The 18740-nt window shown below is 74.1% G+C and carries 21 protein-coding genes and 1 pseudogene; 16 read left to right on the top strand and 6 right to left on the bottom strand.

The genetic code is table 11. The features are described 5' to 3' along the window. Positions 1 to 4 precede the first annotated feature (4 nt). From BM237_RS11720 to BM237_RS11710, 3 genes are read left to right on the top strand one after another with little or no spacing between them, the layout of a single operon-like run. Positions 5 to 1135, top strand: coding sequence for a nitroreductase family protein (locus BM237_RS11720; RefSeq protein WP_093849540.1), 1131 nt, complete (start codon positions 5 to 7; stop codon positions 1133 to 1135). Further along, positions 1132 to 2898: an ABC transporter ATP-binding protein/permease gene (locus tag BM237_RS11715; RefSeq protein ID WP_093849539.1), complete on the top strand. Its 1767-nt coding sequence runs from the start codon at positions 1132 to 1134 to the stop codon at positions 2896 to 2898. The genes BM237_RS11720 and BM237_RS11715 overlap by 4 nt, the downstream gene beginning before the upstream one ends. Continuing rightward, positions 2895 to 4649, top strand: coding sequence for an ABC transporter ATP-binding protein (locus BM237_RS11710; protein ID WP_093849538.1), 1755 nt, complete (start codon positions 2895 to 2897; stop codon positions 4647 to 4649). Before BM237_RS11715 ends, BM237_RS11710 begins: the two co-directional genes overlap by 4 nt. Before the next feature lie 222 nt (positions 4650 to 4871). Here BM237_RS11710 and rpsR read toward each other — a convergent pair whose 3' ends face one another. From rpsR to rpmG, 4 genes are all read right to left on the bottom strand, one after another. Further along, a complete protein-coding gene (rpsR, locus tag BM237_RS11705; RefSeq protein ID WP_093849537.1) occupies positions 4872 to 5108 on the bottom strand; it encodes a 30S ribosomal protein S18 in 237 nt (78 codons plus the stop codon). A gap of 53 nt (positions 5109 to 5161) precedes the next feature. Then, positions 5162 to 6313 carry a CobW family GTP-binding protein gene (locus tag BM237_RS11700; RefSeq protein ID WP_093849536.1) on the bottom strand — a complete coding sequence of 384 codons (1152 nt, stop codon included), beginning with the start codon at positions 6311 to 6313 and terminating at the stop codon, positions 5162 to 5164. Beyond that, positions 6310 to 6567, bottom strand: coding sequence for a type B 50S ribosomal protein L31 (locus tag BM237_RS11695; RefSeq protein WP_093849535.1), 258 nt, complete (start codon positions 6565 to 6567; stop codon positions 6310 to 6312). Before BM237_RS11695 ends, BM237_RS11700 begins: the two co-directional genes overlap by 4 nt. A 77-nt stretch (positions 6568 to 6644) precedes the next feature. Then, positions 6645 to 6809, bottom strand: coding sequence for a 50S ribosomal protein L33 (rpmG, locus tag BM237_RS11690; RefSeq protein WP_093655888.1), 165 nt, complete (start codon positions 6807 to 6809; stop codon positions 6645 to 6647). A 70-nt stretch (positions 6810 to 6879) separates the two neighbouring features. Between rpmG and rpmB the strand changes: the two genes are divergently transcribed. Both rpmB and rpsN read left to right on the top strand, forming a co-directional pair. Beyond that, a complete protein-coding gene (gene rpmB, locus BM237_RS11685) occupies positions 6880 to 7116 on the top strand; it encodes a 50S ribosomal protein L28 (protein ID WP_093849534.1) in 237 nt (78 codons plus the stop codon). Next, positions 7116 to 7421, top strand: coding sequence for a 30S ribosomal protein S14 (gene rpsN, locus BM237_RS11680; protein WP_093849533.1), 306 nt, complete (start codon positions 7116 to 7118; stop codon positions 7419 to 7421). The genes rpmB and rpsN overlap by 1 nt, the downstream gene beginning before the upstream one ends. Positions 7422 to 7510: 89 nt before the next feature. On the opposite strand, the gene BM237_RS11675 is transcribed toward rpsN, so the two are convergent. Together BM237_RS11675 and BM237_RS11670 are read right to left on the bottom strand one after the other, a co-directional pair. After that, positions 7511 to 7921: a (2Fe-2S) ferredoxin domain-containing protein gene (locus BM237_RS11675; protein WP_093849724.1), complete on the bottom strand. Its 411-nt coding sequence runs from the start codon at positions 7919 to 7921 to the stop codon at positions 7511 to 7513. Beyond that, the gene (locus tag BM237_RS11670; protein WP_093849532.1) at positions 7918 to 9891 is read right to left on the bottom strand and encodes a heavy metal translocating P-type ATPase; all 1974 of its coding nucleotides are present in this window, start codon (positions 9889 to 9891) and stop codon (positions 7918 to 7920) included. The genes BM237_RS11675 and BM237_RS11670 overlap by 4 nt, the downstream gene beginning before the upstream one ends. A gap of 95 nt (positions 9892 to 9986) precedes the next feature. On the opposite strand from BM237_RS11670, the gene BM237_RS11665 reads away from it, so the two are divergent. From BM237_RS11665 to metK, 11 genes and pseudogenes are all read left to right on the top strand, one after another. Next, positions 9987 to 10379: an ArsR/SmtB family transcription factor gene (locus tag BM237_RS11665; RefSeq protein WP_093849531.1), complete on the top strand. Its 393-nt coding sequence runs from the start codon at positions 9987 to 9989 to the stop codon at positions 10377 to 10379. Between the two features lie 23 nt (positions 10380 to 10402). Further along, positions 10403 to 10687 (top strand): annotated as a pseudogene (locus BM237_RS11660) (NAD(P)H dehydrogenase); the annotation flags it as partial. A gap of 672 nt (positions 10688 to 11359) precedes the next feature. After that, complete coding sequence (locus tag BM237_RS11655; RefSeq protein ID WP_093849530.1) at positions 11360 to 12583, top strand: trans-sulfuration enzyme family protein; 1224 nt, start codon at positions 11360 to 11362, stop codon at positions 12581 to 12583. Between the two features lie 64 nt (positions 12584 to 12647). Continuing rightward, positions 12648 to 13169, top strand: a complete 522-nt coding sequence (locus tag BM237_RS11650; protein ID WP_245793564.1) for a MaoC family dehydratase — start codon at positions 12648 to 12650, stop codon at positions 13167 to 13169. Positions 13170 to 13214: 45 nt separating this feature from the next. After that, complete coding sequence (locus BM237_RS11645; RefSeq protein ID WP_093849528.1) at positions 13215 to 14054, top strand: class I SAM-dependent methyltransferase; 840 nt, start codon at positions 13215 to 13217, stop codon at positions 14052 to 14054. After that, positions 14051 to 15160 carry a class I SAM-dependent methyltransferase gene (locus BM237_RS11640; RefSeq protein ID WP_093849527.1) on the top strand — a complete coding sequence of 370 codons (1110 nt, stop codon included), beginning with the start codon at positions 14051 to 14053 and terminating at the stop codon, positions 15158 to 15160. Before BM237_RS11645 ends, BM237_RS11640 begins: the two co-directional genes overlap by 4 nt. Positions 15161 to 15232: 72 nt before the next feature. Further along, entirely contained in the window at positions 15233 to 16123 is an 891-nt protein-coding gene (locus BM237_RS11635; RefSeq protein WP_093849526.1) for a diiron oxygenase, read from the top strand. Positions 16124 to 16177: 54 nt separating this feature from the next. Then, positions 16178 to 17044 carry a class-II aminoacyl-tRNA synthetase family protein gene (locus tag BM237_RS11630; RefSeq protein WP_093849525.1) on the top strand — a complete coding sequence of 289 codons (867 nt, stop codon included), beginning with the start codon at positions 16178 to 16180 and terminating at the stop codon, positions 17042 to 17044. A 49-nt stretch (positions 17045 to 17093) separates the two neighbouring features. After that, positions 17094 to 17477 (top strand): holo-ACP synthase, encoded by a 384-nt coding sequence (locus tag BM237_RS11625; RefSeq protein ID WP_139238093.1) that lies wholly within the window; start codon positions 17094 to 17096, stop codon positions 17475 to 17477. Continuing rightward, the gene (locus BM237_RS11620) at positions 17474 to 17716 is read left to right on the top strand and encodes an acyl carrier protein (RefSeq protein ID WP_093655866.1); all 243 of its coding nucleotides are present in this window, start codon (positions 17474 to 17476) and stop codon (positions 17714 to 17716) included. The genes BM237_RS11625 and BM237_RS11620 overlap by 4 nt, the downstream gene beginning before the upstream one ends. 1 nt (position 17717) lies before the next feature. Beyond that, on the top strand, positions 17718 to 18740 hold a 1023-nt coding region (metK, locus tag BM237_RS11615; RefSeq protein ID WP_093849523.1), incomplete at its 3' end, for a methionine adenosyltransferase.

The following is an 18740-nucleotide window of genomic DNA, read 5'->3' as shown; positions in this document are numbered from 1 at the left end:
CGCCATGGAACACACCTGTGCGGAACACACCTCCGGCGACCACCCGGCGGATCTCGTCGCCGCCCTCGCCCTCGCCCGGTCCCCCGAGCCCCCCGGCCCGGACACGCCCGCCGGCCCCGCCGCCCGGGCCTGGCCCGGGCCACCGCTGCCCATCCCGGGCGCGGCCGTGGGAGAGATCGATCTGGACGCCGTACTGCGCCTGTCCCTGGCCGCCCCGGACGGCTCCGGGCGCCTGCGGCCCGCACCCTCCGCCGGCGCGCTGCACCCGGTGGACGCCGAACTGGCCGTGGGAACCGACTGCTCCCTGCCGCCCGGCCGCTACGGCTACGACCCGCTGCGCCACCGCGTGCACCGCCTCGGCCGGCCACCCGGCGGCACACCGGCGGGCATGACCACCCGCCTGTCCGTCACCGCCCGGCGCACGGTCTCCCACTACGGCCACCGGGCCTGGCCGCTGCTGCTGCTGGACACCGGGCACGCCGCCGCGGCGCTCCTCCTCGCCGCCCGCGCGCTGGGCTGTGGCGAGCCCGAGGTCCGCCTGGACGGACTCGCCGAGAACCCACTGGCCACCGTGCGCATCCCTCCGCCCGGCGGCACACCACCGCCGCGGGACACACCCACCCCCGCCGAACTGCGGGCCCGCCGCAGCGACCCGCCACCGCTGACGGGCGCCCCGCCCCCGGGCGCGCTGCGGGCCGTCCTGGCCGCCGCCGCCCGGGCGGGAGGCGGCGAACTGCGCTGGTGCGCCGCCGTCGGACCACCGGACCCCGGCCTGGTCGAGCCGGCCGCCGACGGCACGGAGGTGCGCCGGTACGCCGCCGGAGAGGCCCGCCCGACACTGGCGGCCTGGGCCGCGGGCCAGGCCTGGATCGCCGGCGCCGGCGCCGTCCTGCTCGCCCACGGCTGCCCCGCGGACGCCGACGCGCCGCACATCCGCCGCACCCATCTGCGGGCCGGATTCGCCGTCCACCTGGCCCAACTGGCCGCCCTGCGCCACGGACTGGCCGCCCGGCCCGTCGGCTCCTGGCAACAGGCGGACCTCGGCGCCGCCCTCGGCGGCGCGCCGGGCCGGGACTGGATCGTCCACGCACTGGCCCTCGGCACCCGCCACGCCGACGAGGAGAACACCACGTGATCGTCCACCCCGAACTGCGCCGTGCCGCGCTGCGCGCACGGCGCCCCCTGCTGGCGGCCACCCTCCTGCAGGGCGCCGTCACCCTCACCCACCTGGCACAGGCCGCGCTGCTGGCCGTCGCGCTCGCCGACCTGGCCCGCGGGCAGACCGGCAGGCTCCCGTGGCTGCCGGCCGCCGTACTCGCCGCCGTCGCCGCCCGTGCCGGGCTCGCCGTCCGGCAGCGGCGCACCGCCACCCGCGCCGGGGCCCGGGTGCGGGTGGCCCTGCGGGACGAACTCCTGTGCCGCCTCGGCCGACTGGGACCCGCGCACCTGGCCTCGTCCGCCCCCCGGTCCGGGGGAGCCCCGGCGCGCGCCGGGGCGGTGCGCACCACCCTCGTCGACGGGGTGGAGGGCGTCGACGCCTATGTCTCCCGCTACCTGCCCCAGCTTCTGGTGACCCTGACCGTGCCTCCCCTGGTGCTCGCCGTCCTGGCCGCCGTGGAACCGGTGGCGCTCCTCGGCCTCGTCCCCGCCCTGCTGCTCGCCCTGTGCGGGCCGCGCGCCTGGGACCGGCTGCTGGCCCGGCGCGGCAGGGAGCACTGGGACACCTACGAAGGGCTGGGCGCCGACTACCTGGAGGCCCTCCAGGGCATGCCCGCCCTGCGCGCCGCCGGCGCGGTCGGCCGCACCCGCGAGCGCCTGGAGGAGCGCTCGGCGGCGCTGCACCGGGCGACGGTCGCCAAGCTGCGGGTCTCCCTGGCCGACACCGGCATCACCGACCTCGCCGTCCAGGGCGGCACCGCGGCCGCCGCGCTCCTGGCGTGCTGGTCGGCCGTCACCGGATCCACCGCGGCGACCGGCACCTATCTGGCGCTGCTGCTGGCCTCCGAGTGCTTCCGGCCGGTGCGGGACCTGGCCCGCGAGTGGCACGCCGGATACCTGGGGGCCTCGGCCGCGGACGGAATCGCGGCGCTGCGCACCGCCGAGCCGGCCGTCCGCGACGCCGGGACGGTGCCCGCGCACTGGCCGGGGCCGCCCGAACTGCGCTTCGAGAACGTCGAATTCACCTACGGCGGTGCGAAGGACCCCGTCCTGCGCGGTGTCTCCTTCACCGCGCCGGCCGGACGGACCACCGCGATCGTCGGCCCCTCCGGCGCCGGCAAGTCCACCCTCCTGGCCCTGCTCCTGCGCCACCACGACCCGCAGGCGGGCCGGATCGCCCTCGACGGGCTCCCCACGACCGCATACGCGTTGGACTCGCTGCGGCAGGGCATCGCCGTGGTCTCCCAGGAGACCTACCTCTTCCACGACACCATCGCCGCCAACCTGCGCCTGGCCCGGCCGGACGCCACGGACGGCGAACTGGCCGACGCGGCGCGCGCCGCCGGCGTCCACGACGAGATCGCCGCCCTCCCCGACGGCTACGCCACCGTCCTCGGCGAGCGCGGCGCCACCCTGTCCGGCGGCCAGCGCCAGCGGCTGGCGCTGGCCCGGGCCCTGCTGGCCGACGCACCGGTACTCGTCCTCGACGAGGCCACCAGCTCGGTCGACGAACGCCGGGAGGCGCAGATCGTCCGCGAACTGGTGAACGCCGCGAGCGGCCGGACCGTCCTGGTGGTCGCCCACCGGCTCTCGGCCGTCCGGCACGCCGACCGCATCGTCGTCCTCGACCGGGGGCGGGTGGACGCCGTCGGCGAGCACGCCGGCCTGGCCGAGGCCGGGGGCGTCTACACGCGGCTGGTCGAGGCCGGCCGCGCCCACCGGGGAGGAGTCGCCGCATGAGCACCGCGACCGACACCACCGGCGGCACGGAAACGCCCGCACGCGGTTCGCTGCGCGCCCTGCTCCCCGCCCTCGCCGGGCACCGCGTCATGGCGGCGCGCACCTGCGCCGCCGCGCTCGTCGAACAGGGCTCGCTGGTCGCACTGCTGACCCTGGCCGCGCACACCGTGGGAGCGGCCGTCATCGAGGGACGCGCCCCCTCGGCCGCCACCGTCACCGCGCTCGCCGCCCTCGTCCTGGTGCGCGCCCTGGCGACCTGGCGCGAGATGGACCTCTCCCACGACCTGGCCTACCGGGTCCTGGCCGCACTGCGCATACGGGTCTTCGACGGGCTCGCCCGCAGCGCCCCCGCCCGCATCGCGGGCCGGCGCAGCGGCGACCTCGCCGCGACCGCCATGGCGGACGTGGAGGCGCTGGAGTTCTTCTACGCCCACACCACCGCCCAACTCCTGGCGGCGGGAACGGTCTTCACCGGCGGCACTGCGGTCCTCGCCACGGTGGACCCGTGGCTGCCGGCGGCCGTGCTGCCGGTCGCGGCACTGCTGGCCGCCGCGCCCTTCGCCGACGCGCGCGAACGCGCGGCACGCGGCGGCCGCACCCGGGCGGCCACCGCGCGACTGTCGGCCGACACCGTGGAGACCGTCGACGGGCTGCGCGAACTGCTCGCCTTCGGCGCCCTGGCCGGACGTCGCCGCCTGCTGGCCGACAGGGGACGGCAGGTGGGCGGGGCCCAGCGCGCCGAGGCCACCCGGGAGGCCGCCGCCGCGGCGGTCCGCGACCTCCTCATCGTGGTGGCGGTCCTCGGCGTGGTCGCCGCGGCCGCGCAGTCGGTGACCTCGGGCCGGCTGCACGGCGCGTGGGCCCCGGCGGCGATGGCACTGGCCCTGTCGATCCTGGGCCCCGTCGCGGAGTCGGCCAGGACGCTCAGCCAGGCCGTGGCGCTGCGCGCCGCCGCCGCCCGGGTCGGCGCGGCGGCGGGCGCCCCCGCCCTCGCCCCGCCGCCCGCCGCGCCCCGCCCCCTGCCCCCCGGCCCGCTGGGCGTCCGGCTGCACCGGGTGAGCTTCGACTACGGCGGCGGGCCGGTGCTGGACGGCGTCGAGTTGACCGTTCCCCCCGGGCAGACCCTCGCACTGGTCGGCGCCTCGGGTGCCGGCAAGTCGACCTGCGCCCATCTGCTGGCCCGGTTCTGGGACCCGTCCGCAGGAGAGGTGCAGCTGATACCCGCCGACGGCGATCCCGTGGACATACGCGAGGTGGACGACGCCGAACTCCGTCGCGCCGTCGCGCTGGTGGGCCAGGAGACACCCCTCTTCCACGGCACCCTCGCCGAGAACCTGCGGCTGGCCGCCCCCGAGGCGGACGACGGCCTGCTCGCCGAGACGGCCCGGCTGTGCGGGGTGGACCGGATCGCACCGATGGACACGCCGGTCGGCGAACGGGGCGCCACCCTGTCGGGCGGCCAGCGCGCCCGTATCGCCCTGGCCCGTGCGCTCCTGACCCGGCCCAGGGTCCTGGTGCTCGACGAGTCCACCGCCCATCTGGACAACGACGGAGAGGCCCGGCTCGCCGCCGCGCTCAGGGAGGAGGGCCGCACCACGATCGTCATCGCGCACCGCCGCGCCACCATCCGCCGCGCGGACCGCATCGCCGTCCTCGACGGCGGACGCATCGCGGAGGAGGGCACCTGGGAGGAGCTCACCGCCCACCCCGGCAGCGCGCTCAACCGCAGCCTCGCCTCCACCGCGCCCTGAGAGCTCCGTGGGCTCCGTACCGCGCCGCCCCGCCGGGAACCCGGCGGGGCGGCGCGCCGTTTCCCGGCGCCCGGGCACCGGGCCGCCTCTGCCCGGTACGGCTGTCCGGCGGGGCTGTCCGGCAGGGCTGTCCTTTGAGACGGCGCCGGGCCGGCACCCGGGGGAGCGGGTGCCGGCCCGGCGCCGGTGGAGGGCGGGTGTCCTCCGCGCGGGAGGGGGCGGTCAGCGGCTGCCGTAGGGCAGCAGGGCCATCTCCCGGGCGTTCCTGATCGCGCGGGCGAGTTGGCGCTGTTGCTGGGCGGTGACGCGGGTGACGCGGCGGCTGCGGATCTTGCCGCGGTCGGAGACGAACTTCCGCAGCAGGTCGGTGTCCTTGTAGTCGATGTAGGTGATCCCGGCGGTGTCCAGGGGGTTGGGGCGGGGCTTGGTGTTCCCGCGGGGGTCGGTGCGTCGTGGCACGGAAGGTCCTCGGTTCTGGTCGGGGTGTCTCGTGGGTCGGGGGCCGGACCGGCTCAGGCGGCGTCCAGCAGGGGGCCGAAGGCGGCCGGGAGGCGTCTCCACGCCTCCCGGCCGGCGGCGTACTCGGCGTCGGTGAGCAGACAGGAGTCGAGCAGGCTCACCAGGCCCTCGCGGTCCAGGTCGGGGGAGGTGAAGACGAGGTGCTGGCAGCGGTCGCCGTGCTCGGGGTGCCAGTCCAGCGCGGCGGCCGTCCGGCGGACGGGGTCCATCATCTCCCAGGCGGCGTCGGGCAGGGAGGCCAGCCAGGGACCGGCGCTCTCGACGCAGAGCGCGCCGCCGGCACAGTCCCAGGCCAGCAGGGTGTCGGGCCGGTCGGCCAGCCAGAAGCGGCCGCGGCTGCGGGCGGCGGCGCAGGCGAGGTCCTCCAGCGCCTCGTAGAGCCTTCCGGGGTGGAAGGGGCGGTGGCGGCGCCAGACCAGGGTGGCCACCCCGGCCTCGTCCGCCTCCTGCGGCAGCCGGGAGCAGGCCGGATGCTGGGCGGTGGCGGCCATCGCCGTGTCGAAGCCGGCGAGGGCCGCTTCGGCCAGCTCCCCGGAGGCGGCCCGCACCCGGCGTGCGGCCGGGTGGAGCTGGGTGAGGAGCGCGTGGTCGGCCTCGTCGGCCTCGGGGCTGTCGACGAGGGCGAGCACGGGGGCGTACTCCAGTTGCCGCGCCCAGGTGTCGGCGACCGTGCGCTGGTCGGTGGCGGCCGCGGCGAGGCCGGCCTCGGCCAGGTCGTCGCCGCCTGCCAGGCAGGGCAGGACGAGGGCGGGGTCGACGGCGGTGACGACGCCGGTCAGTTCCAGTGTGTCGCGGCCGTGGGCGGCGACGACCTCGGCCATGCCCTTCGGCTCGACGGAGTCCCACAGTTCGACGACCGCCAGCCGGGCCGCGCCGTCGGCGGCCAGGCGTTCCAGCTCCGGGATCAGGTCCTCGCGCAGCGCGCAGCAGGCGCAGTCGTTCACCAGGGGCGCCTCGCCGCGGGACAGCTCGCCCGAGGCGTCCCGCACGGTGCGCACCACCGCGCCGTGCGCGGCGCCGGACAGGTCGTGGTGGAGGGCCACACCGCCCGGCACGGCGCGCAGCAGCCGCTGAACCACCTCGCGGCGGGCGTCGGCGTGCAGCCCGGCGACGATCACGACGGGCAGCCGGGCCTCCACGGTCATCGGCGGGCCCCGCGCGAACCGTAGCGGCGCTCGAAGCGCTCCACGCGCCCGGCGGTGTCCAGGACCCGCTGGGTGCCGGTGTAGAAGGGGTGGCTCGCCGAGGAGATCTCGACGTCGACCATCGGGTAGGTGTTGCCGTCCTCCCACTCGATCGCCTTGTCGCTGGTCATGGTGGAGCGGGTGAGGAAGGCGAAGCCGGCGCTCCTGTCGCGGAAGACGACGGGGCGGTAGGCGGGGTGGATTCCGGGTTTCACGGTGGTGTCCTCTGGTCGTGCGGCCGGGGCCGGGGCCGGGGCGGGTGTCGGGTTCTGGGCCGGTGTCCGGGCCGGGGTCAGCGTTCCTCGCGGAAGTCGACGTGGCGGCGGGCCAGGGGGTCGTACTTGCGCAGGACCATGCGGTCGGGGTCGTTGCGGCGGTTCTTACGGGTGACGTAGGTGTAGCCGGTCCCCGCGGTGGAGCGGAGCTTGATGACCGGGCGGAGTTCACTGCGTGCCATGGCGCTAGTATATGACAATGGTTTCCATTATCGAAAAGGGAGCCGTCCGCACCGACGGGAAGGAACCCCCTTGTCCGCCCACTGCCAGCTGACCGGCGCCGAGCCGGGCTTCGGCAACAACATCTCCCACTCCCACCGGCGCACCCCGCGCCGCTTCGACCCCAACATCCAGCGCAAGCGCTACTGGCTGCCCGGCGAGGGGCGCCATGTCCGGCTCACCCTCAGCGCGAAGGGCATCAAGACGATCGACGCCATCGGGATCGAGGCCGCCGTGGCCCGCATCCGGGCCAGGGGAGGAAAGGTCTGATGGCGAAGAAGAGCAAGATCGCCAAGAACGACGAGCGGCGGGCGACCGTCGAGCGGTACGCGGCCCGGCGCGCGGAGCTGAGGGAGATCATCCGCCGCACCTCCTCCACCGAGGAAGAACGCGCCGCCGCGCAGGCCGAGTTGCGGCGCCAGCCGCGTGACGCCAGTGCCACCAGGGTGCGCAACCGCGATGCCGTGGACGGCCGCCCGCGCGGTCACCTGCGGAAGTTCGGGCTCTCCCGGGTGCGGATGCGGCAGCAGGCCCACGCCGGATTCCTGCCCGGGGTCACCAAGTCCTCCTGGTGAGAAACCTCTTCGGGGCGGAGGCGGCGGGCCGCCTCCGCCCCGAAGAGGCGGTGGGTGGGGGATGTGCGGACACGGAGCGGGAGGTGGCCTCACTCCTCCATGCGCCCGCGGACCCGGCGGGAGGGTGTGAAGGTGTAGAGGTCGAGGATGCCGGGAGGTTCGGCGAGGCCGGGGCCGCCCCGCTCGACCCAGGCGGTGACGTCGGCGGTGGCGTCGAGGTCGTTGACCAGGCCCAGCCAGACCGGCCGCCCGCCCGCCGCACGTCCGGCGGGGGAGGGCTGGACGACGATGACGTTCGCGTGCTCGCAGGCGTCCAGGCAGTCGGTGGCGCGGACGGCCGCGACACCGTCCAGGGCCCGGCGCAGACCGCGCAGTTGGGCGGCGTGGTCGAGGCCGGGGACCTTGGCGCTGCCGCAGCAGCAGCCGCGGCAGACGGTGACCGTGCACCGTGCCGCGCCCGGCGGCGGGGTGGAGCCGGCGGACCGGGAACGCCTGCTCACCGGGCGCCTCCCGCGGGGGTGCTCCGCCACGCGGTCTCGCGCAGCAGGCGCAGGCCGTTGAGGGCGACGATGACGGTGGAGCCCTCGTGCCCGGCGACGCCGAGGGGCAGCGGTAGGTTCCCGATCAGGTCCCAGGCCACCAGGACGGCGATGAACACACCGGCGATGGCCAGGTTCTGCACCACCAGCCGGCGGGCTCTCCGCGACAGCCTCACCACTGCCGGGACGGTGGCGAGTTCGTCGCGGACCACGACGGCGTCGGCGGTCTCCAGGGCGAGGTCGGAACCGGCTTCGCCCATCGCGACACCGCAGTGCGCGGCCGCCAGCGCGGGGGCGTCGTTGACGCCGTCGCCGACGACCAGCACTTTCCGGCCCTGCCGCTCCCACGCCCGGACGGCCGCGGCCTTGTCCTGGGGCAGGAGCCCGGCGCGGACGTCGGTGACGCCGATCTCGGCGGCCAGGCGCCGGGCGGCGCGCTCGTTGTCGCCGGTCAGCAGTACCGGTGACCGCCCGGTCAGTTCGGTCAGGGCGGCGACGGTGGCGGCGGCGTCCGGCCGCAGCCGGTCGGTGACGCCCAGCACGCCGACCGGGGCCCCGTCGCGGAGCACCACGACGGCGGTGCGTCCGGCGTCCTCCAACTCCCCGGCCACGGCGCGGGCCTGCTCGTCGCCGTCGGGCAGGAGCCGGCCGGGGGAGCCGACCTGGACGGCACGGCCGCCGACGGTGGCGCTCACGCCCCGGCCGGGGGCGGAGGCGAAGCCGGAGGCGGTGGCCAGGGGGAGGCCGCGCTCGCGGGCGGCGTCGACGACGGCGCGGGCCAGCGGGTGTTCGCTGGGGTGCTCGGCCGAAGCCGCCAGGGCCAGCAGCCCGTCGCCGGTCAGCCCGCTGCCCGGCAGCGGGCGCAGTTCGGTGAGGTGGGGGGTGCCCTCGGTGAGGGTGCCGGTCTTGTCCAGGGCGACGGTGTCGATCTGCCCGAGGCGTTCCATGACGACGGCGGACTTGGCGAGCACGCCGTGGCGGCCGGCGTTGGCGATGGCCGACAGCAGCGGCGGCATCGTGGAGAGCACCACCGCGCACGGCGAGGCCACGATCATGAACGTCATCGCGCGCAGCAGCGCCGACCGCAGGTCGTCGCCGAGGGCGAGCGGGACGGCGAAGACCGCCAGCGTCGCGATCACCATGCCGACGGAGTACCGCTGTTCGACCTTCTCGATGAACAGCTGGGTGGGGGCCTTGGTCTTCGAGGCCTCCTCGACCATCGCCACGATCTTCGCGATCACCGTCTGCGACGGATCCCGCTCCACCCGCACCGTGAGGGAGCCCGTGCCGTTCACCGTGCCGGCGAACACCTCGTCCCCGGGCTGCTTGGCGGCCGGCAGCGGTTCGCCGGTGATGGTGGCCTGGTCCACCTCGCTCTCACCGGCGAGGACCGTGCCGTCGGCGCCGACCCGCTCGCCGGGGCGGACCAGGACGGTGTCGGCGACCGCCAACTCCGCGGCCGGGACGGTCTCCTCGCTCCCGTCGGGCAGCAGCCGGGTCGCGGTGGCCGGGGCGAGGCCGAGCAGGCCGCGCACCGAGTCCGCGGTGCGGGCGGTCGCTACCGCCTCCAGGGCGCCGGAGGTGGCGAAGATGACGATCAGCAGCGCCCCGTCGAGGACCTGGCCGACGGCGGCGGCGCCGAGGGCGGCCACCACCATCAGCAGATCCACGTCCAGGGTCCTGTCCCGCAGGGCTTTCAGGCCCTCCCGGCCCGGTTCCCAGCCGCCGGTGACGTAGACGGCGGCGAACAGCGGGCCCCACAGCCAGGCGGGGGCTTCCAGCAGGTACGGGGGGAGGGCGGCCAGGAAGAGGGTCAGGGCGGCGAGGGCCCAGCGGGCCTCGGGCAGTGCCAGGAGCCGGGTGCGCCCGCGCGGCGCGGCGGCGGTGGTGCGTTCCCCCGGCGGGGCCGGGGTGGTCAGTGTGGAGGTCATGGGCTACGGCCTTCGGGAGACGTGGAGTCCGGGCTCCACACCATACAGGAACGATTGAACATTCTTTCATGTATTGGCTTCCGTAGGATGAGGGCATGGGTCATGGAGCGAAACCCCCCGAGAGCGGCAGTGCGGTTCCGCGTGCCCGGCTGACCGCGCAGAACGCGCCCAGGGTCGCCGAGACCCTCCAGGCCCTGGCCACCCCCTCCCGGCTGCTGATCCTGGCCCGGCTGCGCGAAGGCCCCTGCGCGGCCACCGAGCTGGCCGCCGCCGTCGGTATGGAGCAGTCCGCCTGCTCCCACCAGTTGCGCGTCCTGCGCACCCTCGGCCTGGTCACCGGCACCCGCCGGGGCCGCAGCGTCGTCTACGCCCTGCATGACGACCATGTCGCCGAACTCCTCGACCAGGCCCTCCATCACGTGGAGCATCTGCGCCTGGGGCTGGCCGACGCCCGCATCGAGGAGACCGAGTCCGCCGCCTCCTCCTGAGCGGCTGAGCCCTTCCGGGGTCCGCGCCGGCTGCCGTCCGCCCTCCGGCCGGGGCCGCCCCGCAGGCCGCGATCGACTCCAACCCGGCCTGGGCCGCCAACGCCACCGCCGCCGACATCCCCCACGCCACCCCCGAGGACATGGAGTGGGCCGACGCGGTGATCTTCGGATCCCCCACCCGCTACGGCAACCCCTACGGCACCTCCCACGTGGACGCCCAGGGCGACAACCCCGTCGACGACACCACCCGCACCGCCGCCCGCATACAGGCCGAGCGCGTCGTGAGGATCGCCATCGCCCTCAAGTAGGGCCTGGCCGACTGGCCACCGGGCGCGGCGGCACGCACCGGACCCGGCCCGGCGGAGCCGGAGGCGGGTCCGTGACCGTGCCGGTGGCGCGGACCTGGCCGACGACAGGACGGGCTGCGGACCGTGAGCGGGGACCGTGCGGGCCTTCCGGGGCGGGCCGGGCCGGCGGGAGGCGCCGCGGGCGTGGCGGCGGTGGCCGCACCGGTCCTGTGCCGAGTGCGGCGCACGGCCCCCGGGGAGGAGACGGCGGTCCCGGTCCCGCTGTCCGACCCCGGGGGAGGCCGTGGGGCGGGAGGGGCACGAGGAGCTGTGCCGGCGGTCCGCGACGTGAGTGGGACCCCCGCCGCCGTCCGCCCTCTGCCTCCGGTGCCGGGGGAAGCGGTTCTTCACATACCCCCCCGGGGTGAGCTAGCGTGCCCGCATACCCCGTAGGGGTATGCGGGCACGGGTGTGTTCCGCCGAGGTCCGGGACGGCTGCGCGGCGCCGGCCATGACGCGGAAGGCGCGACCGGCCGCGCAGGCCGTCCGCACCACGCGGTGGGATGCGATCCGCCGCGCCGAAGAACGCCTTTCCCGCTTTGGGGCCGCCTCCGGCCGGACCGGACTCCGGCGTTCCCGTCTCCCGCGTGTTCACCACGGCTCTCCCATCCCGCGACGGAAGGAACGAGTGACATGAGGGAACAGAAGCAGCACAGAGGGCGGCGGACCGGCGAACCGCGTCTGCGGACGCGGGCGGTGCACGCCGCGGCCGCCGCGGCCGCCGGGGCGCAGGAGGGCGGAAGGCCGCTGAGCGTGCCGGTCGTCCGCTCCTCGGCGTTCGCGTTCGACTCCGTGGACAGGCTCGCCGCCGCCATGGCGGAACCGGGTGGGGACTTCGTCTACGGCAGGCGCGGCAACCCCACCGTCCAGGTGCTGGAACAGGTGCTCGCCGACCTCGAGGGCGGCGCGGCCGCGATCGCCACCGCTTCGGGCATGGGCGCGATCAGTGGCGCGCTGCTCGCGCTGCTGCGCCCCGGGGACCATGTGCTGGCGCAGGGCTGCCTGTACGGGGGCACGCACGCGGTGCTCTCCGATCTCGCCCGGAGGTTCGGCATCGTCGTCGAGCGGATCCGGACCGAGGACGCGGCGGACTTCGAGGCGCGTGTCCGTCCCGCCACTCGTCTCCTGTTCCTGGAGACCATCGCCAATCCGACAGGCCAGATCCCCGACCTGCCCGGCCTCCTGGCCGCGGCCGGGGAGCGGGGGGTCGTCACGGTGGTCGACAACTCGCTGGCCTCCCCCGTGCTGTGCAGGCCCATCGAGCACGGCGCGGACATCGTGGTCCACTCCGCGACCAAGTACCTCGGCGGCCATTCCGACGTGATCGGCGGCGCCGCCGTCTTCGCCGACTCCGCGCTCCACCGGACCGTCTGGACCAGGGCGGTCGAACTCGGTTCCACAGCCGATCCGTTCGCGGCCTGGCTGACGCTGAGGGGGATACAGACCCTGCCGCTGCGGATGAGCCGGCACTGCGCCAACGCCTCGGTGCTGGCGGAGCGGCTGGAGGCGCATCCCGCCGTGGCGCGGGTCCAGTGGCCCGGCCTGCCCGGGCACCCCTCCCACGAGCGGGCCCGCGCGCTTCTGTCCGACTTCGGGGGGATGGTCTCCTTCGAGCTGGAAGGAGGGCGGAAGGCCGGCCGCCGCTTCGTCGAAGGGCTGCGGATCCCGCGGCTGGCCCTGTCGCTGGGGGGCGTGGAGACGCTGGTGACCCACCCGGCCAGCACTTCGCACCGGGAACTGGACGACCGGGCGCTCCGGGAGGCGGGAATCGCGCCGGGCGCGGTGCGGATGTCCGTGGGCATCGAGGACGCGGAGGACCTCTGGGACGACATCGAGCGGTCGCTGAAGGCCACCTGAGGTTCGTTCTTTTGGGTTGACAAAATAAACGACTCATCCATAGTTTGGTCCTGCCCAAGGAGTGATGAACCGAGGACGAGGGGACGGCATGCGCTACTTCGAGGACTTCCGTGCCGGCGACGTGCACGAGTTGGGCCAGGTCACCGTGACCGAGGAGGAGGTGCTGGAGTTCGGGGCCCGCTTCGACCCGCAGCCGTTCCACACCGACCCGCGGCGTGCCGCGCAGTCGCCGTTCAAAGGACTGGTCGCCAGCGGCTTCCACACCGCGGCGCTGTTCATGAGGCGCTACGTGGACGGGCTGCTGGCCTACAGCGAGTGCGTGGGGTCGCCGGGCATCGACGAGATGCGCTTCCACCGGCCCGTGCGCCCCGGCGACCGGCTCACCGCACAGGTCGAGATCCTCGGCTCCCGCCCCTCACTGGGCAATCCCGCCACCGGCATCGTCCAGCCCAGGTGCCGGCTGGTGGCCGAGGACGGGACGGTCGTGTTCAGCATGATCCTGCACAGCATCTTCAAGCGCCGCTCCGCCGCCCACCCCGTGTCGATGCCCGAGGCGATGGACCCGGCACCCTGCCTGCGCGGCTGACGCCGGACACGACCGTCCACACCACCAGACGAAGGGAGACCTCCCATGGAGGCCGTATCCCGCACAGCCCAGTGGACCGCCGCAGCCCGGGCCCTGGAGTCCGAACGCGAGGACCGGCTGTTCGACGACCCCTATGCCCGCACCGTGGCCGCGGACACCGGATTCGACCTGCTCGAGCGGTACGCGGGCGCCGGCACCGTGCCGTTCCTGGCCATCCGCACCACGTACATGGACGAGGCGATCGTCCGCACCGTCGCCGAACGCGGCATACGCCAGGTGGTGTTCCTCGCCGCCGGCATGGACACCCGCTTCTACCGCCTGCCCTGGCCGGACGGCGTCACCGTCTACGAACTCGACCGCCCCGCCCTGCTGGAGGCCAAGGCGCGGATGCTCGCCGGCGAACCGGATCCGGCCGGACGCGTCCGCCGCGCCGTCGCGGTCGACCTCACCGACCAGTGGACCGGGGCGCTGAAGGAGGCCGGATGGCGCTCGGAGGAACCGGTCCTGTGGGTCGTCGAGGGCCTGCTGTTCTTCCTTGCGGAAGAGTCCGTGAGGACCCTGCTGGCCACCCTGTCCGACTCCAGCGCCGCCGGCTCCGTCCTGGTCGGCGACCTGATCAGCCGGGCCGCGCTGGACAACCCCCTGTCCCGCCCCTTCCTGTCCGCCCTTGCCGAGGACGGCAACCCCTGGCTGTTCGGCACCGACGAACCCGAGCGGCTGCTGGAGGACGGCGGATGGTCGCCGCGCGAGGTGAAGCAGCCGGGCGAGGAGGGCGCCGACTTCGGGCGCTGGCCCTACTCCGTGCCGCCGCGCCAGGTCCCCGGCGTCCCCCGCTCCTTCCTGTTCACCTGCGACCTGCGAACCACCGAGGAGGCCACCTCATGAACGCCACGCCCACCGGCGCCGCGCCCACCGGCGCCGCGCCCACCGGCGCCGCGCCCACCGGCGCCGCGACCGACGAGTTCCACCGCAGGGTGATCACGGACGCGGCCGCCGCCGTCCGCGGACTGACCGTGGCCCTGGGAGAGCGCCTGGGCCTGTACCGGGCGCTCGCCGAGCACGGCCCGCTCACCCCCGAGGAACTCGCCAAGCACACCGGCATCGCCCCCCGCTACGCGGAGGAGTGGCTCCACGCGCAGCTCAGCGCCGACTACGTCGAGAGGCACCCGAGTTCCAACCAGTACACCCTGCCGGCGGCACACGCCCCCGTCCTCGCCGACGGCTCCGCGGTCACCTTCACGGCCGGCTTCTTCACCGCCCTCAAGGCCCTGTACGCCACCGAGGACCAGCTCGTCGACGCCTACCGCACCGGTGAGGGCGTGGGCTGGGCCGAACACGACCCCGCCCTGGACACCGGCATGGGCAGCCTCTTCCAGCCCTCCTACCAGCACCGGCTCGTCCCCGAGTGGCTACCGGCCCTGGACGGTGTGACGGAGAGACTGGCGAACGGCGGCCGCGTCGCGGACGTGGGCTGCGGCATCGGCCACACCACGCGACTGATCGCCCAGGCATTCCCCAACGCCACCGTGTACGGCTTCGACTACTCCGAAGAGGCGATCTCCATCGCCCGCCAGCTCGCCGACGACGCCGGACTGGGCGACCGGGTGGTCTTCGAGACGGCCTCCGCCGACGACTACCCCGGCCGCGACTACGACCTGGTGACGTTCTTCAACTGCCTGCACGACATGGGCGACCCGGAGGCGGCCGCCGCCCATGTGCGCGGCACCCTCACGGCGGACGGCACCTGGATGCTCGTGGAGACCAACGCCTCCGCCGACGACGTCACCGGCGACACCCCGGCCGCCCGCATGTTCATGAGCCTGTCCGCCGTGATGTGCCTGCCGGTCGCCGTCGCCCAGCGCGGCCCGTACGCCCTGGGCAACCACGCCGGGGAGAAGGCGTTCCGCAGGATCGCGGAGGCCGGCGGGTTCACCCGGTGGCGCCGCGCCACCGAGACGCCGGTCAACGCCGTCTACGAGGCCAGGCCCTGAAGCCCCCGTGCCCGCCCCGCCTTCCCGTCCCGCCCGCGACCGACGACCCACCGGAAGACAACTGGAGGGACCATGCCCACCGCGGCCCTGCCGATCACGGACCGCTTCCAGGAAGTCCTGGACAGACTGAGCACGAAGTCCATCGAGGACTACTACAACCCCTATCAGGAGTTCACCTGGCCCGACCGGCTGGACGAGAACCGGATGTGGATGAGCCCCGAACTCCTCACCCCCTACGGCACCCCGCTGTTCGACGAACTCGGCGAGGAGACCCTGCGCCGGCTCTCGAAGTGGGAGAGCATCAACTTCTACAGCCTCAACGTGCACGGCATCCGCGAACTGCTGATCGAGGTCGTGCACCGCATCCACATGCCCGGGTTCGAGGTCCCCTCGGACTTCTTCCACCACTTCATCGGTGAGGAGAACGAGCACATGTGGTTCTTCGCCGAGTTCTGCCGCCGCTACGGGAACAAGATCTACCCCTCCACCGCGATGCGCGCCGACTCCGACTGGGAGCCGGAGGTGGAGAACTTCCTGGTCTTCGCACGGATCCTGTTCTTCGAGGAGCTCGTCGACCACTACAACACCCGCATGGCCCAGGACGAGACGCTCTGCGACACGATCCGGCAGGTCAACCGCATCCACCACCAGGACGAGTCGCGGCACATCGCCTTCGGAAGGGAACTCGTCTCCCTGCTGTACACCCGGATGCGCGAGACCGTCGGCCCGGAGCGGCTCGCCGAGGTCGAGGCCTACCTCAAGCGCTATGTCGTGTTCAGCGTCAACTCGCTCTACAACCCGCACGTCTACCGCGACGCCGGCATCCCCGACCCGCTGGCCCTGCGCAACGCGCTCCTCGGAGACGAGCGGCGGCGCGAGATCGAGCGCAGGTCGATCCGCAAGCCGCTGGCCTTCTTCCTCAAGACCGGGATCTTCAGCGACGACGTCCTCCCGGCCGTCTGAGCCCCCGGCCCCTTCCGAGTCCCGTTCGCGTTCCGACCTCTCTGAGAGGCCCGCATGTCCATCCCCACAGAGACCCGGACACCACCGGGTCCGATCGACGACCGTGCCGGCCTTCCGGCCCTCGGTCCGAAAGGCACCGCCCTGCTGCGTCTGCTCGACGAGACCTTCGAGAGCTGGGGCGTCGGTGCCGGAGCACGTGTGATGACCCTGCCGCCCCTGCTGCCCACCGCGGATCTGGCCCGGCTGGACTACTACGACAACTTCCCCCACCAAGCGGTCGTCGTCGCCCCGCTGGACCTGGAACGCCGGGAGTCCGCGCCCTTCTGCTGCGAGACCGGCTGCTTTCCCTGCGACGCACTCCAGCCGGCCGCGCTGGGACTGCCCTCGGCCTCCTGCTACGGCGTCTACCTCCACCACCAGGGACAGACGGTGCCCTCCGACACCCTGGTGACGGTGGTCGGCTGGTGCTTCCGCAAAGAGGAGCGGTACGAGCACCTGCGCCGCCAGCTCGGCTTCCGGATGCGTGAGATCGTGGCCATGGGCAGCAGGGAACACGCCCAGCGGCATCTGGAGACGTTCACCGGGAAGATCACCGCGTTCGCCGAGGCACTCGATCTGCCCCTGCGCAAGGAAGCGGCCTGCGACCCCTTCTACGACAAGGGCGGTTCCAAGGCGCTCATGCAGCGCCTGACGCCCGTCAAGCACGAGTTCCTCTTCGAAGGCCTCGCCATCTCCTCGGTCAACACCCATCGCAACTTCTTCGGGGACCGCTGCTCCATCACCCTCGCCGACACCGGCGGCCCCGTCTTCACCAGCTGCGTGGCCTTCGGTCTGGAGCGGTGGCTGTCGGCCCTCACCCAGCGCCACGGAGGCTGGGAGGCCGCCACCGAGGCGGTCACGCGGGCCAGGTCGGTGCTCTGACGTGCCGGCCCACCCCGCCCCCAGTGGCCCGGGCTGGGCGAACCTCGGCATGGACATCGTGTCCGTCAAGCGTGTCCGACGCCTCCTCGACGAATACGGCGAGGGATTCTTCGAGCGAATGCTCACCCCCGGCGAAATAGCGGACTGCCGCAACTCCACCGGGCTGGACGTGCTCAGCCTCTGCGGACGTATCGCGGCCAAGGAAGCGGCCTTCAAGACCCTGCGGGTGCGCGACCGCTTCCTGCCCTGGCTGGACATCGTGGTGCGGCGCTCCGACGGCGGCTGGCCCCTGGTGCACCTGCGCGGCGGAGCCCGCCGCATGGCCGCCGCCTCCGGGATCACGGAGGTCACGGTGAGCATCAGCCACGACGTCGACTACGCGGTCGCTGTGGCCGCGCCCATCATCACCGAACCCAAAGGAGAGACCCCATGACCGACGGACTCGACCAGGTGAAGGCGTGGATCGTCAAGCGCCACCCGGACCGTGACGACATCGCCCCCGACCTGGACCTCATCGAGAACCGGCTCATCGACTCCCTGTCCTTCGTCGAGTTCGTCTTCCTGCTGGAGCAGGTGAGCGGGCGGTCCATCGACATGGACACCCTGGAGGTCGACTCGATCCGCACCCTCGAGGCCATCGACCGGACCTTCTTCAAGGCACGGGTGAGCTGAGATGGCCTCCCGACTGTTCACCTCGGAATCCGTGACCGAGGGCCACCCCGACAAGATCGCCGACCGGATCAGCGACACCGTCCTCGACGCCATCCTCGCCCAGGACCCCGGGGCGAGGGTGGCGGTGGAGACGCTGATCACCACCGGCCAGGTGCACGTGGCCGGGGAGGTCACCACCGCCGCGTACGCCGACATCCCCACCCTGGTGCGCAACGCCGTCCTGGAGATCGGCTACGACTCGTCCAAGAAGGGCTTCGACGGCGCCTCGTGCGGGGTGTCGGTCTCCATCGGGGCACAGTCCCCCGACATCGCCCAAGGGGTGGACACCGCCTACGAGACCCGCGTCGAGGGGGCTCCCGGGGCCGGCGGGCGGGACGAGCTGGACCGGCAGGGCGCCGGCGACCAGGGCCTGATGTTCGGCTACGCCTGCGACGAGACGCCCGAACTGATGCCGCTGCCCATCACCCTCGCCCACCGGCTGTCCTCGCGGCTCGCCCAGGTCCGCAAGGACGGGGCCATGCCCTACCTGCGCCCGGACGGCAAGACGCAGGTGACCGTCGAGTACGACGGGGACAAGGCGGTGCGGCTGGACACCGTGGTGGTCTCCTCCCAGCACGCCTCCGACATCGACGTCGGCGCGCTGCTGGCCCCCGACATCCGCGAGTTCGTCGTCGAGCCGGTGCTGGCTGCTCTGGTGGGGGGCGGCGTCAAGCTGGACACCGGCGGGTACCGGCTGCTGGTCAACCCCACGGGCCGGTTCGAGATCGGCGGCCCGATGGGGGACGCGGGCCTGACCGGCCGCAAGATCATCATCGACACCTACGGCGGCATGGCCCGCCACGGCGGCGGCGCCTTCTCCGGCAAGGACCCCTCCAAGGTGGACCGCTCGGCCGCCTACGCCATGCGGTGGGTCGCCAAGAACGTGGTGGCCGCGGGGCTGGCCGCCCGCTGCGAGGTGCAGGTGGCCTACGCGATCGGCAAGGCCGAGCCGGTGGGCCTGTTCGTGGAGACCTTCGGCACGGCC

The sequence above is a fragment of the Streptomyces mangrovi genome, assembly GCF_900114215.1.
GTDB lineage: Bacteria > Actinomycetota > Actinomycetes > Streptomycetales > Streptomycetaceae > Streptomyces > Streptomyces barkulensis.
Note: the sequence above shows the minus strand (reverse complement) of the source record. Positions and strands in the feature narration are given on the sequence as shown.

Excerpts from the sequence above, each read along its gene's own strand:
- rpsN (WP_093849533.1), top strand. The coding sequence starts at position 7,116 with ATGGCGAAGAAGAGCAAGATCGCCAAGAACGACGAGCGGCGGGCGACC.
- BM237_RS11650 (WP_245793564.1), top strand. The coding sequence starts at position 12,648 with ATGAACCGAGGACGAGGGGACGGCATGCGCTACTTCGAGGACTTCCGT.
- BM237_RS11620 (WP_093655866.1), top strand. The coding sequence starts at position 17,474 with ATGACCGACGGACTCGACCAGGTGAAGGCGTGGATCGTCAAGCGCCAC.
- BM237_RS11700 (WP_093849536.1), bottom strand. The coding sequence starts at position 6,313 with ATGACCGTGGAGGCCCGGCTGCCCGTCGTGATCGTCGCCGGGCTGCAC.
- BM237_RS11665 (WP_093849531.1), top strand. The coding sequence starts at position 9,987 with ATGGGTCATGGAGCGAAACCCCCCGAGAGCGGCAGTGCGGTTCCGCGT.
- BM237_RS11655 (WP_093849530.1), top strand. The coding sequence starts at position 11,360 with ATGAGGGAACAGAAGCAGCACAGAGGGCGGCGGACCGGCGAACCGCGT.
- BM237_RS11710 (WP_093849538.1), top strand. The coding sequence starts at position 2,895 with ATGAGCACCGCGACCGACACCACCGGCGGCACGGAAACGCCCGCACGC.
- BM237_RS11645 (WP_093849528.1), top strand. The coding sequence starts at position 13,215 with ATGGAGGCCGTATCCCGCACAGCCCAGTGGACCGCCGCAGCCCGGGCC.
- BM237_RS11670 (WP_093849532.1), bottom strand. The coding sequence starts at position 9,891 with ATGACCTCCACACTGACCACCCCGGCCCCGCCGGGGGAACGCACCACC.
- BM237_RS11640 (WP_093849527.1), top strand. The coding sequence starts at position 14,051 with ATGAACGCCACGCCCACCGGCGCCGCGCCCACCGGCGCCGCGCCCACC.
- BM237_RS11630 (WP_093849525.1), top strand. The coding sequence starts at position 16,178 with ATGTCCATCCCCACAGAGACCCGGACACCACCGGGTCCGATCGACGAC.
- BM237_RS11625 (WP_139238093.1), top strand. The coding sequence starts at position 17,094 with ATGGACATCGTGTCCGTCAAGCGTGTCCGACGCCTCCTCGACGAATAC.
- rpmG (WP_093655888.1), bottom strand. The coding sequence starts at position 6,809 with ATGGCACGCAGTGAACTCCGCCCGGTCATCAAGCTCCGCTCCACCGCG.
- BM237_RS11635 (WP_093849526.1), top strand. The coding sequence starts at position 15,233 with ATGCCCACCGCGGCCCTGCCGATCACGGACCGCTTCCAGGAAGTCCTG.
- BM237_RS11720 (WP_093849540.1), top strand. The coding sequence starts at position 5 with ATGGAACACACCTGTGCGGAACACACCTCCGGCGACCACCCGGCGGAT.